Origin of the sequence: Blautia sp. JLR.GB0024, from assembly GCF_037000545.1 — a bacterium.
Classification (GTDB): Bacteria; Bacillota; Clostridia; order Lachnospirales; family Lachnospiraceae; genus Blautia; species Blautia celeris.
The window spans coordinates 852,533-865,676 of sequence record NZ_JBANBF010000002.1; the positions used below are offsets into that span (position 1 = coordinate 852,533).

Below are 13,144 nucleotides of genomic sequence, written 5' to 3' on the forward strand. Positions count from 1 at the left end.
CAAGCTGAATCTTTAAAGGAGAGACTGAGGATGGTTGGAACAAGAAATCAACAAAAACGAAAGATATGGAAAACGGCACTTTTTTTCTCCCCATCAATTTTACTGCTGGGCGTTTTCTTCATTGGCCCCATGATCATGACTGTCTTTTTTTCTTTTACAGACATTTCACTGACGGGGAGTTCTGCACAGGCAATGAAATTCGTAGGTTTCAGGAATTTTATTGAGATTTTCAAAGACCCTAAACTGCTTACCGTATTAAAGAATACAATGGTATTTCTGGTGTTTTCAGGTATTATCGGGCAGCAATGCCTGGGATTTCTGCTTGCGTCCCTCATGAGGGGGAAAAACAGGCTGGTTCGTAAATTTGTCGGCTTTACAGTAGTGGCAGGCTGGATCACTCCGGAGGTGATCGCAGCGTTTATGTTCAGCTCCTTTTTTGCCGATGCCGGTACATTGAATAAAATCATAGGCATTTTCGGGGCATCACCGGTTTCATGGCTTTTTACATTTCCGATGGCCTGTGTTGTCATAGCAAATATATGGAAGGGATCCGCATATTCCATGATGATGTTCCAGGCTTCCCTGGACAATATATCAGATGATATTGTGGAGGCTGCCAGGATAGACGGCGCAGGCGGACTCCAGATACTGCTCAGGATCACACTGCCCATGATAAAGAGCACCATGGCAACTACGTTTGTGATCGTTACACTGTCCACCTTGGGCGCTTTCGGCCTTGTGTTCGCCATGACAGGAGGCGGGCCGGCTATTATGACTACAACACTTTCTATTTTCATGTATCAGAAGGCCTTCATTGCATATCAGATAGGATACGGAATGGCAATTGCCCTCTTTATTCTGGCAATCGGTATTCTGCTGAGCCTTGTATATATCAGGCTGATACGTGCAAATGACGGCAATTAGGAGGGGATCATCATGAAGAAAAAAAAGAAAAACCTACAGAAAGTCATTCCCTATATGGTATTGCTCATCATTGCGGGAGCATTTTTACTTCCTCTTCTGTGGCTGGTGTTTGCGGCTTTTAATCCGGAAGCCAGCCAGGCCTTCGCAGTGCCAAAGCATATGAGTGTTGAGAATTTCAGGGTTATTCTCACAGATGCCAAAAACCAGAGAGGATTCCTGAACAGCCTGTTCATCTCCGTGGTACAGACAGGCATAGTGCTGGTATGTTCCCTGCTGGCAGCGTATCCTCTGTCAAGATATGAGCTGAAGACGGGGCAGAAGATCACTATGGGAATGCTGTTTCTGACCTCTATTCCCATAACGGCGGTTATGGTGCCGGTCTATCAGATGTTTATCATGATGAAGCTGGTGGACTCTATAGGCGGAACCATTATTTTTCTTTCAGCTTCCGGTCTTCCTTACGGAATCTGGATGATGAAAAACTTTCTGGATGGAGTATCCGTGGATCTGGAGGAGGCGGCGTGGATAGACGGTGCGTCTGCCGTCAAGAGTGTGGTTCATGTGGTGCTTCCGCTGATGCTCCCCGGATTATTTACAGTTGCCATGTTCACCTTTGTGGGAAGCTGGGGAAACTTTTTTGTACCGCTCATTTTACTGCAGTCCACAGAGAAGATACCGGCTGCCGTAAATATTTACCGCTTCTTTGGGGAGCGCGGACAGGTCATCTACGGACAACTGGCGGCTTATTCCATTGTCTATATGCTTCCTGTGTTTGTTTTATATTTCTTCTCACAAAACTATATGTCAAAAGGATTTGCAATGACCGGAGCGTCAAAGGGCTGATTGCAAATGCACATCTTACTGAAATTGGGAGGTTACGTTTATGAAGAAAATGTATATGATCGGAAATGCACATCTTGACCCTGTATGGCTCTGGCCGTGGCAGGAGGGATTCCAGGAGAATAAAGCTACCTGTAAATCTGCGCTGGAGCGTTTGGGTGAATACGAAGATGTAATATTTACCTCAAGCTCCGCACAGTTTTATGAATGGATTGAAAAAAATGATCCGGAAATGTTTTCAGAGATCGAAAAGAGGATAAGAGAAGGGCGCTGGGTGATCTGCGGAGGCTGGTGGGTGCAGCCTGACTGTAATATCCCCTGCGGAGAATCTTTTGCCCGTCATGCCTTGATAGCCCAGAATTATTTTATGGAAAAATTCGGTGTAACAGCCAAAACAGGATACAATGTGGACAGCTTTGGTCACCAGGGAATGATGCCGCAGATCCTGCAGTTGTCCGGCATGGAGAATTATGTATTCATGCGGCCGGGTCCTCATGAAAAAGGCCTGCCGGCCAGGAATTTTATCTGGGAATCAGATGACGGTTCCAGGGTACATGCTTTTCGGCTGCCGTTTTCCTACTGCACATTCGGCAGACTGGAGAATCACATGAGAGCCTGCAGAGAGGAATTTGACGCCGGTGTGGATGAGCTGATGTGTTTCTACGGTGTGGGCAACCACGGTGGAGGTCCTACGATCGAAAATATTGAAACTGTGAAAAAGCTGCAGAGAGAATGGGATGACGTGGAGATTATTTTTGCGGATCCTGACTTTTACTTCGAGAAACTTAAGGAGAGGGAATATGACCTGCCGGTAGTGCATGGGGATCTGCAGCATCATTCCAGCGGCTGTTACAGTGCGGAATCACAGGTGAAACGCTATAACCGCAAGGCGGAGAATGCGCTTCTGAGGGCAGAGAAGTTTTCTGTTCTGTCAGAGCTTGTGTCAGGGCATGGCTATACAGAGGGACTGACAGAGGGGTGGAAACGTGTTCTGTTTAACCAGTTCCATGACATCCTGGCAGGCTCCAGTATTCAGAAGGCATATGAGGATACCAGGAATGAATTGGGGGAAGCGCTGTCCATTGCGGCGAGAAATGAGAATAACAGTCTTCAGGCAGTTTCCTTCCATATCGGGATCGATCAGGAGGAGAATATGCTCCCCGCAGTGGTTTTCAATCCCCATGGCTGGGACGTAGAGGAATATGTAGAAGTGGAGACCGGGATGTTCGGTAATTCCTGCAGAGGGGAGTCTTATATCGTAAAGGACAGCAGCGGAAATGTGGTACCGTCCCAGAAAATATCTTCGGACGCGAAGGTAAACGGCAGAAACAGGATCGTCTTCAAGGCAGGCGTGCCGTCACTTGGTTACGCTGTATTCCGCATCTACGCAGTGGATCAGGAGCAGGAGGCAGAACACACATCGCAGGCCCTGGTATTAGAAAACGCTCTGGTCCGTGTGCAGTTTGAAGAGAAGACAGGAGCTGTTATTTCCATATGGGATAAGGAAAACAAGATTGAATACTGTGACGGAGCCTTTGGACGAGTTGTGGTGGTAAAGGATAACTCCGATACATGGAGCCACGGAGTCACGAGATTTCATGAGACAGAGGGATACTTTGAACCGAAATCCGTGAAAAAGACAGAGGATGGACCGGTAAGGAGCAGTATCCGTGTGATCAGCAAGTACAAAAGCTCTACCCTGGTCCAGATATATACATTATATAAGGAAGATAAATCCGTCAGAGTGTCTGCAAAGATCAACTGGCAGGAAAAATTCCGGTGTGTAAAAATCCAGTTCCCGGTTGCTCTGGATCAGTACAGAGGAATCTATGAAATTCCTTTTGGCTGTATAGAAAAAGCATGCAATGGGGAGGAAGAAACGGTTCAGCGCTGGATGGACCTGTCAGGTATGCAGGAGGCCAATAATAAAATAATCTGTGGTATTGGTATATTAAATGACTGCAAATACAGTGCCTGCATGGAAGGAAACTGTATGGAGCTGACAGTTCTTAGAAGTCCTGTATACGCCCACCACAATCCGTATATTCTGGATGAGGAGGAAGACGACTATCAGTTTACAGACCAGGGAATACAGAACTTCTCTTATACCATCGTACCACACCTGGGCAGCGGCAGAGAGGCGCATCTGGTGCAGCGTGCAGAAGAACTCAATCAGCCCTGTGTTACAGTGATCGAGACATACCATAAGGGCGAATATCCGCAGAAGGCGGAACTTTTGACGGTGAGCAGGAACAATGTGGTGCTGTCTGCCCTTAAAAAGGCAGAGAAGCAGGATGGATATATCCTCAGGCTTTATGAGACAGAGGGAAAGGAGTGTCAGGCAGATATCTGCATCCATTTCCTTGAAAAAAACATTCGCGCGGAATTTAAGCCGTTTGAGATTAAGACATTTTTCGTCAGCCGTTCCGTGGATTCTGAACCTGCAGAGGTGAATTTCATGGAATGGGAGAAGTGACGCGCTAAAAATGCCTGCGAGGAGATTGGGATATGAAAGACTATGTGATTGGTATTGATATAGGCGGCACAAAATGCGCAGTAGTGCTGGGTGAGGCAGGGGAAGCAGATGAGGACTGCCGAATATTTGACAGAGTATGCTTTGCTACAGAGGCCAGGAGAGGACCGGATTGCGTGATCCATGATCTGTTTGGAGCAGTCCGGGCACTTCTCGGGCGTAATGATATACAGACGGAAAGACTGCAGGCCATAGGGATAAGCTGCGGAGGGCCTTTGGACCATATAAAGGGAGTGGTTAAAAATCCGCCTAATTTATATGGCTGGGACAATATTCCCATTGTGGATATTATGGAAAAAGAATTCCGGGTGCCCACATACATACAGAATGACGCCAATGCCTGTGCACTGGCAGAATGGAAATTCGGAGCAGCCAGAGGCTGCCGGCATGTGATATTTCTCACCTACGGCACAGGGATGGGAGCCGGTCTTATATTGGACGGAAAGCTTTACAATGGTGCCAACAATATGGCAGGAGAAGTAGGTCATGTGAGAATGACGGAAAGCGGTCCTGTGGGATTCGGCAAGTCCGGCTCCTTTGAAGGATTCTGCAGCGGCGGAGGCATTGCCCAGATTGCCAGGATGAAGGTGTTGGAGAAGCTGCAGATCGGTGAACGTCCTTCTTTCTGCCAGAGCTTTGAACAGATAGAGGAGCTGTCAGCAAAGACCGTAGCTCTTGCCGCAAAAAGCGGGGACCCTCTGGCTCTTGACATCTATGAAACCAGCGGCTACTATCTGGGCCGGGGGCTGGCTATCCTTATAGATATACTGAATCCGGAGATTATTGTACTGGGCAGTGTCTATGAGAGAAGCGAAGAATTATTGTGGCCATGTGCGCAGCGGGTCATCGAGCAGGAAGCACTGGCTATTTCAAGAGAGGGATGCCGGATCGTGCCGGCTGAGCTGGGAAATAAGATCGGTGATTATGCGGCACTTTCCGTTGCGATTCAGGGAGGTAAAAATGGGCAGAGAAAATGCAGTCTATGAAAAATTCCGGAAAGATTATCCGGTTCTTAAGGAACAGCCTGTGTGGGAAGCTTTTGAGCTTCTTCTGAAAAGCTGCAGAAATGGAGGGAAAATCCTGGTCTGCGGCAACGGAGGCAGCGCCTCTGATTCAGAGCATATTGTAGGAGAGCTGATGAAAGGTTTCCTGCTGAAGCGCCAACTGCCGGACGAGGAGAAAGAAAAGTTCAGGAGTCTGGAAGGCGGAGAGGTATTATCCGAGCAGCTGCAGCAGGGGATCCCGGCCATCTCATTGAACAGTTACACTTCCCTCATGACTGCAGTGGGAAATGATACCTCCTTTGACATGATATTTGCCCAGCAGGTGTATGCTTACGGACAGCCGGGAGATGTGCTTATTGCAATGACTACATCGGGCAATTCCGCAAATATTGTGGAGGGAGCAAAGACTGCCAGAGTAAAGGGCATGAAGGTATTGGGGATAACAGGAGAAAAGGAGTCTGCTCTCTTAAAATACTGTGACGTCTGTTTCCGCATGCCGTCCACAGAAACATATCGTGTACAGGAGTATACACTGCCTCTGTACCACACGCTGTGTGCTATGCTGGAGGAGGCAGTTTTTGGATAACCCATAATAAGAAAATCCGCAGGGCTTTGTGAGAGGCCGCTGCGGATTTTTCACGTTTGTATCACAAAGATACTTTTTGATTTAGGCTATAGTTTGGTCCTTTGCCGATATTTGCAGCCATCGGTTTATTTTGTTCATTGGTTTCATATTTTGAAACTTCTTTCATAATGAAAAAGATGAAATGCTCTTTCCAATGTTATAATCAAGAAAAAACATTGGAGGTATTATTATGGCGGATATAAAATTAGGAATTATCGGATATGGGTTTATGGGACATGAGCACGCAAATATGATGGAGACAATAGACGAAATCGATTTAGTAGCTGTTTGTGATACAGTAATGTCCCAAATGGATGATGCTCCCGGAAGCGTAAGGAAGTATGCTTGTATGGATAAATTATTAGAGGATGAGGAAATAAACACAGTTATTATTTCAATCCCCAACCCTTTGCATCTGGAAGCTGTGGTAAAGGCAGCAAAGGCCGGAAAAAATATAATCTGTGAGAAACCGGCAGCAATGTCAGTGGAAGAATTTGATGAAATGTGTAAAATCACAAGAGAATGTAATGTGGGATTTACCATTCATCAGCAGAGAAGATGGGATGCAGATTTTCGTACGATCAAAGAAGTTTATGACAGACACCTGGTAGGAAAAGAATATCTTGTAAAATCCCAATTATATGGATTCAATGGAAATATGCATGATTGGCACATTTATCCGGAGATGGGTGGAGGCATGTTATATGACTGGGGCGTACATTTAATTGACCAGATTCTTTTGATGATTGACAGTAGACTTGTTTCCGTATATGCGGATATGAAGAACGTTATAAATAAAAACGTTGATGACTATTTCAACATACTTTTTACTTTTGAAAATGGGATTACAGCAGAAATTGAGCTTGGAACATACTATCTTACACCGAAAAGAGCCTGGTTTTTAGGTGGGACGACAGGGAGCGCAGTCATTGATGGACCTTTTCAGGCACAAGGGAATGTTGACGGAATGATAGTAAGAACAAAACATCTGCTGGAAAATGTACCTGGAAAAATCACGATGACAGCAGCCGGGCCAACAAGGAGCTTTGGAGAACCGGAACCAGGCCTCATATATAATGAAGACTTGCCGAAAGTGGATTGCTGCCATAAGGATTTCTTTATGAATTATATAAATGCATTTTACGGAAAGGAGGAAAGTGCAGTCAAGCTGACAGAAGTTAGGAAGGTGCTTTGTGTCATGGATGCGGTGAGAGAATCTGCAAAAAGACATCAGGCAGTATTATTTGAATAAAGAAACGGCTTCAAATAACTATGGATTTTTCAGCTTTCTGTTCATTGAAAAGCCAGATGGGATATGCTATATTTAAAATAATGTAGCATATTTTGTCTGCGCGGACTGTATAGTTGTCATACTGCAAAAGAGTTCCGCGGTAGCTTGGAAAGAGGAAAGGACATGACAAGTATAGAAAACATTCTTGCCGTTTATAATGCATCTGCATGTGACAGTTTGCAGAAACAGGTTTTGAGTCGGATACTTAAACATTTAAGAGAACTGAATCATATGACAATCTATCAATTGGCTGATGAGTGCTATACTTCACCAGCAACAATCAGCAGAATGGTAAAAAAATTGGGATATAAAAATTATTCGTACTTTCAGAAAGCCATTGCGGACGATGTCGTACAATATGAGCACCATAACAGACCTATTCCAATCGATCAGGTGCCAAAGGGAAAGTCGCTTTCCGACGCATTTCTGGACACACTGGACAGATTGCTGAAGTCCATGAGGGAACATCTGGATCAGAGAGGAATCCAGACACTTGTGGAGACGATCCATAAGAGTAAAAGGATAGATATCTATTCCTATGCGGGTTATTTTGCGGAAATGTTTCTTCAGTCAGACGTTTTTCTGAGTGGTAAAGTATGTGACATATATCAGCAGGAGCAGGATATGATAGAGCATGCAAAAATGCTTACGGAAAATGATCTTGTGATCTATCTTGCACCGAAGTGCATTGAAGGTACAAAAAGCGATAATATTGTAGATCATATCCAGAAGAATAAGGCAAAGGTCTGCATCATCACAGATTCCAGATATTCTGCAGGATTAAAAAAAGCAGACATAAAGTTTATATTTGATGGGGTAATGCATTCCGTAGATATGCTGGTGCTGCAAGCGTTTTTATGTATTATAGTTATAGAATACAGAAGGGTGTATATCGATGAAATTGAATAGACAGAATACCAGAACCAACCGTAAAATGTATCAGCAGATATTATTTATGGTTGGTTTTGTTGTGGGTATAACGATTTTTGTACTGACGATCGTCAACAGCGTTGTCCTTCGTTATGTGTCTCAAAAAAATGCAATAAACAGTTATCAGAAAATGAATGAACTTACTATCAAATATGTAGAAAAGGCTATTGATAATATTGAGACAGGGGTGAACAGGACGGTTTTTGACAGCGATTTTCAAATTGCATTGAGAGAATATGTAAAAGACCCTACAGATAAAAATCAAGAGATGGTCCAGCAGAAATTGGCGAGCTCCCTTGTGATTTCTGATTTATACAATGGAGTAGTTTCAAACGTTATAATATTTGACAAAGAGGGGAACTATGTTGCCAGTATGCGGGGATATAATGAGAAATCAACAATCATAGATGAAAACTGGAAGTATGATGCCGATAAGTTGTGCGGAAGATCATTGTGGTTAGGATTACATAGTGATGCAGATGATGTATCGTTAAAGAATAAAAAGATATTGTCCATTGTCAAAGCTCTTTATTCCAGTGAATTATCCGGGTCAAATGAGTATTATGGTAAACAGATTGGTTATGTCCTGACTAATATAAATGAGACAGATTTTGCCGGTGCCTATAAAAATATGAGTTTTGGAGAGACAGGCAGTATTTTATTTGTTGATGAGGAGAATCGGATTGTTTCTGCAAAAGATAAAGAGCTGATAGGACAGGAAGCTGATAAAAGGATACTCATTGACAATGGAAAGATTGAGGTCCGACAGATAGACGGAGAACAAACGGTTTTATCTGCATTCTACAATGAGGATACCAATTGGAAGATAATAGTAAGTGTCTTATCGAGGGAGCTTGTACCAGTCATATATAGCCAGATTGTAAATCTGGTCATCATTTCTATATCTGTTTTTATCATGGTATATATCCTGATCTGGTATCTGACAAAAGGTATCACACAGCCGCTTACAAAACTGCAGGAACAAATGAAGAAAGTGGAAGAGGGGAATTTTGAAGTCAGTCTGGAAAATGAGGAGAAGATTGAAGAAATTAATGATTTAAACAATGGCTTCAATATTATGGTGCGGAAACTTGAGGATTTAATGGAACGTGTGTATGAATCAGGTAAAAGAGAACAGCAGCTGAAACTGTCAATTACGGAAGCCAGACTTAGCATACTGCAGAACCAGATGAATCCGCACTTTCTATATAATACGCTGGATTCCATTGGATGGATGGCGCTAATAAATGGGAATATGAAAGTTTCTCAGATGGTCAGCAATCTTGGTGATATTTTCAGGGCCTCAGTAAAGATGGACACTTTTGTATCTACGGTTTCAGAAGAAGTGAGTCTGTTAAACAAATATATATATATTCAGAAAATCAGACATGATACAAAGTTAGAGGTATCCGTTGATGTTGAAGATGGTGTTCAGGAGTGCGGAATCTTGAAGTTTATGCTTCAGCCGTTTGTGGAAAATGCGATTGTTCATGGAATAAAGGGAGACGGTACGGTCCTGAATATAGTTGTAGCTATTAAATCAGAAGAGAATTATTTAGTAACAGAGGTGGAAGATAATGGCAATGGAATGGATGAAGTCATAAAGGATAGAATGTTCCGGGAAAAGGAAAGCTGGGGAAAAACAACGGGAACGGGGTGCTATAATGTGTACCGGAGATTGGAATTGGTTTATAAAGACAGCTTTCAATGTAATGTTGAAAGTGAGGTTGATAAAGGAACCAGGATTACGATTAAATTGCCATTAAACCATTAATATCATAAAAAAGTGGAATATTTCATAAACTACCCACCTTGTTTATAAAGCCGAAAATGTTAGTATTAATATATAAAAAGGAGGCATATTTATGAAATTAAAGAGAGTATCAGCAGTTTTGATGGTAATGACAATGGCAGCCGGGTGTTTGTCAGCCTGCGGCAGTTCTGCGGAAGGAAATAATAAAACATCCAAATCAGACAATGCCGAAGATCCTTCCAAAGAAACAGTCACAATCAAATATGTGACATGGGAGTCTTCAGAAAAGAACAATCCTCTGATCGCACAGTTTGAAGAGGAGAACCCTAATATCAAGGTAGATATAACCGTAGTACCAGACAGCAATAATACAGCAGAGTCTTTGGATATTATTGCTATGGGTGGTGGTGAAATGGATGTATGGCCGTTCCAGAGCGGCGGACAGTTTACCAGAATGCAGCAGGGACTTCTGCTGGATATCAGCGATTATATTGAAAGAGATGGAATCGATATGGAAGACTGGTTTGGTTCATACATGGAATGGGGTCAGTACAATGGGACATATTATGGCCTTCCAAGTACAGCATCCGTTGGTATGGTCTTTTATAACAAGGATATGTTCGATGCGGCAGGTCTGGATTATCCGTCAGATGACTGGACGATTGATGAATACTCTGAGTTGGCTGAAAAACTTACCAAGAGTGATGGAGGCAATACGGTTTATGGGACCTTCCAAAATACTTTTCCTGAAGATTGGGGGATTTATGGAGCTCAGACAACCTCTTTATACGGGGAGGATGGCCTCTCCAGTTTCAGCATGGACAACAAGGATTTTATCAAAAGCCTTGAATTAAGAAAGAAATTAGACGATGAAGGCTGTGAAATTTCATATGCTCAGAATGTGGCAAATTTTTCATACTCCAGTGCTGAATTTCTGGGTGGGAAATGTGCGATGACACCAGGATACAGCTGGGTATTGCGTGACATGAAGGATAAAGAGAACTTCCCATTTGATTTCAATGTGGGTATCTGCTATTTCCCGCGTATTAGTGAGGATGCTCCAAAAAAACCATCTCAGGTTAGTGTCAATATGCTTGGAATTCCTTCATCAGCAGCGCATCCGGATGAGGCATGGGAGTTTATAAAATTCATGACTCAGAATGGAACTGCACAGACAGTATCTGACGGCAATATCCCTACATATCAGGGGGTTGATATGGAGGGGTTGGTTGATAAACTCATCGAAGGAACACCGCTTACAAAAGAACAGGGCGAGATGTTTTTTGCAGATGATATGCATATGTTTACAGCAGTGCCGACTGGAATAGCAGCAGGAGAGTATTCTACAATCATCAATGAGGAAACAGGTTTGTATTTCTCGGGAGAACAGACGATTGAAGATACTGTCGGAAATATTAAGATACGCGCAGATGAGGCTATCCAGAAAACACTAAGCGAATCAGATAAATAGGGGGGAAACAGTTGGTTAAGAGGAAAAACTCCGGATACAAATTAGGGCATTCAGAGGCGGTAGCAGCATATACCATGGTTCTCCCAAGCGTAATAGGTGTAATCGTATTCCTTGGAATACCGTTGTTTTTCGTTATATATTTAAGTTTTACAAAATGGAATTTCGCTCAGGGTATCAACGGAATAGAATTTATAGGGCTTGATAATTACATAAGGATGTTTCAGGATGACAGGGTACATGTATCACTGGTTAACAATCTGGTTTATCTCTTAAGTGTTCCAATCACCATATTTCTGGCAATATTCCTGGCCACAGCACTGAACAAACATGTATTTTTAAAAAATGGTATCAGAGTTCTATATTACCTGCCATTTATCAGCTCTATGGTAGCAGTTGCAATGGTTTTCAGAAATCTTTTTTCTGAGTATGGAATAGTGAATGAAATTCTTAGCAGTGTATTCCACATAAGTGATCCGCCCGGTTGGTTCCTAAGTTCTGCCTGGGTCATGCCTTGTATCATTATCGTACAGGTGTGGCATGATCTTGGTAATTCAACCATGATTCTGATTGCCGGGATGCAGGGGATTTCAGGAGATTTGTACGAAGCCGCCAAAGTAGACGGCGCTACGGGATGGGACAGGCTTACAAAAATTACAATCCCGTTATTGACACCATATATATTCTTTTTAGTCATCATCGGCGTCATGAATTCTTTTAAGGTTTACGATATTGTAAAAATCTTAACAGAAGGCGGACCTGGAAAGGCATCTAATGTGCTTGTCTATGCAGTATACCATTACGGATTTAAACTGTATGATATGGGATATGCATCAGCTATATCTGTGCTGGTATTTGTGATTATTATGATTGTGACAGCTGTCCAATTTACCGGTCAAAAGAAATGGGTCAATTATTAGGAGGGAAGAAAGAGAATGTCAGGTAAAAATAAAAAGTTTTTAATCAAGCTTGTAGTGACAGTCATCATTCTGCTTTTGGCAATTGTCTTTGTCTTTCCTTTTTTATGGATGATTTCCACATCATTTAAAATGGAGATGAATGTTTTTGACTTTCCATTTAAGGTGATTCCGGAAGTGTGGAATTTTGAAAACTACAAAAAGGTATTTGCCAGTTCGCAGTTTTTTACATTTTATAAAAATTCAATTTTTATTGCGGTATGTTCGGTCTTTGGTAATATCTGTATTTCCTCAGCTGCTGCTTATGCGTTTGCGAGACTGGAATTCAAAGGAAGTAAGGGAATGTTTGCTCTGCTGATGGTTACCTTGATGATTCCATTGCAGGTACTGCTCCTTCCGAAGTTTATCATGTTTCAGAAAATAGGATTGTACGATTCCTATCTTGCTCTGATTCTGCCTGCAATGTTTTCGCCGTTTGCAATCTTTTTTTTGAGACAGACTTATATGTCGGTGCCAAAGGAGCTATCGGAAGCAGGATTGATTGACGGGGCAGGTCAATGGAGGATTTATTTACAGCTTATAATGCCGTTGGCAAAGGGGCCAATGGTAACCGTAGGGATTTTAGCCTTTATTGACAGCTGGAATGATTATATGCAGCCCTCCATTTTACTTAGGAGTGTTGAAAAGTTTACGATACCAATCGGCTTAGAGTGGTTTTCGACAAGTAATGGTTCTAACTATGCATTAATTATGGCGGCTACAGTTATTTCACTGGTGCCGATACTCCTTATTTTCATATTTACACAGCGTTTCTATATTGAGAGCATTGCAGCAGTCGGAATTAAGGGATAGATTAGTT

The 13,144-nt window shown here is 42.7% G+C and carries 11 protein-coding genes; all 11 read left to right on the forward strand.

Translation table 11 applies throughout. The features are described from left to right. The first annotated feature begins 30 nt into the window (after nt 1–30). The 11 genes from V8Q34_RS07830 (at nt 31) to V8Q34_RS07880 (ending at nt 13,137) form a co-directional block, all read left to right on the forward strand. Complete coding sequence (locus V8Q34_RS07830; protein WP_033141874.1) at nt 31–924, forward strand: carbohydrate ABC transporter permease; 894 nt, start codon at nt 31–33, stop codon at nt 922–924. 12 nt (nt 925–936) lie between these two features. Further along, the gene (locus V8Q34_RS07835; protein WP_033141873.1) at nt 937–1,767 is read left to right on the forward strand and encodes a carbohydrate ABC transporter permease; all 831 of its coding nucleotides are present in this window, start codon (nt 937–939) and stop codon (nt 1,765–1,767) included. A 40-nt stretch (nt 1,768–1,807) separates the two neighbouring features. Further along, on the forward strand, nt 1,808–4,240 hold the full coding sequence (locus tag V8Q34_RS07840; protein WP_335835190.1) for an alpha-mannosidase: 2,433 nt from the start codon (nt 1,808–1,810) through the stop codon (nt 4,238–4,240). 32 nt (nt 4,241–4,272) lie between these two features. Next, nucleotides 4,273–5,283: an ROK family protein gene (locus V8Q34_RS07845; RefSeq protein WP_033141871.1), complete on the forward strand. Its 1,011-nt coding sequence runs from the start codon at nt 4,273–4,275 to the stop codon at nt 5,281–5,283. Continuing rightward, nucleotides 5,258–5,887 carry a D-sedoheptulose-7-phosphate isomerase gene (locus V8Q34_RS07850; protein ID WP_033141870.1) on the forward strand — a complete coding sequence of 210 codons (630 nt, stop codon included), beginning with the start codon at nt 5,258–5,260 and terminating at the stop codon, nt 5,885–5,887. Before V8Q34_RS07845 ends, V8Q34_RS07850 begins: the two co-directional genes overlap by 26 nt. A gap of 229 nt (nt 5,888–6,116) precedes the next feature. Continuing rightward, nucleotides 6,117–7,178 carry a Gfo/Idh/MocA family protein gene (locus V8Q34_RS07855; RefSeq protein WP_227211412.1) on the forward strand — a complete coding sequence of 354 codons (1,062 nt, stop codon included), beginning with the start codon at nt 6,117–6,119 and terminating at the stop codon, nt 7,176–7,178. Between the two features lie 162 nt (nt 7,179–7,340). Further along, nucleotides 7,341–8,126, forward strand: coding sequence for a MurR/RpiR family transcriptional regulator (locus V8Q34_RS07860; protein ID WP_227211410.1), 786 nt, complete (start codon nt 7,341–7,343; stop codon nt 8,124–8,126). After that, nucleotides 8,113–9,921 (forward strand): cache domain-containing sensor histidine kinase, encoded by a 1,809-nt coding sequence (locus tag V8Q34_RS07865; protein ID WP_256129919.1) that lies wholly within the window; start codon nt 8,113–8,115, stop codon nt 9,919–9,921. The genes V8Q34_RS07860 and V8Q34_RS07865 overlap by 14 nt, the downstream gene beginning before the upstream one ends. Before the next feature lie 91 nt (nt 9,922–10,012). Continuing rightward, nucleotides 10,013–11,371, forward strand: a complete 1,359-nt coding sequence (locus V8Q34_RS07870; protein ID WP_227211407.1) for an ABC transporter substrate-binding protein — start codon at nt 10,013–10,015, stop codon at nt 11,369–11,371. An 11-nt stretch (nt 11,372–11,382) separates the two neighbouring features. After that, nucleotides 11,383–12,288, forward strand: a complete 906-nt coding sequence (locus V8Q34_RS07875) for a carbohydrate ABC transporter permease (RefSeq protein WP_335835191.1) — start codon at nt 11,383–11,385, stop codon at nt 12,286–12,288. Between the two features lie 15 nt (nt 12,289–12,303). Next, nucleotides 12,304–13,137, forward strand: coding sequence for a carbohydrate ABC transporter permease (locus V8Q34_RS07880; protein WP_227211403.1), 834 nt, complete (start codon nt 12,304–12,306; stop codon nt 13,135–13,137). Nucleotides 13,138–13,144: the final 7 nt, after the last annotated feature.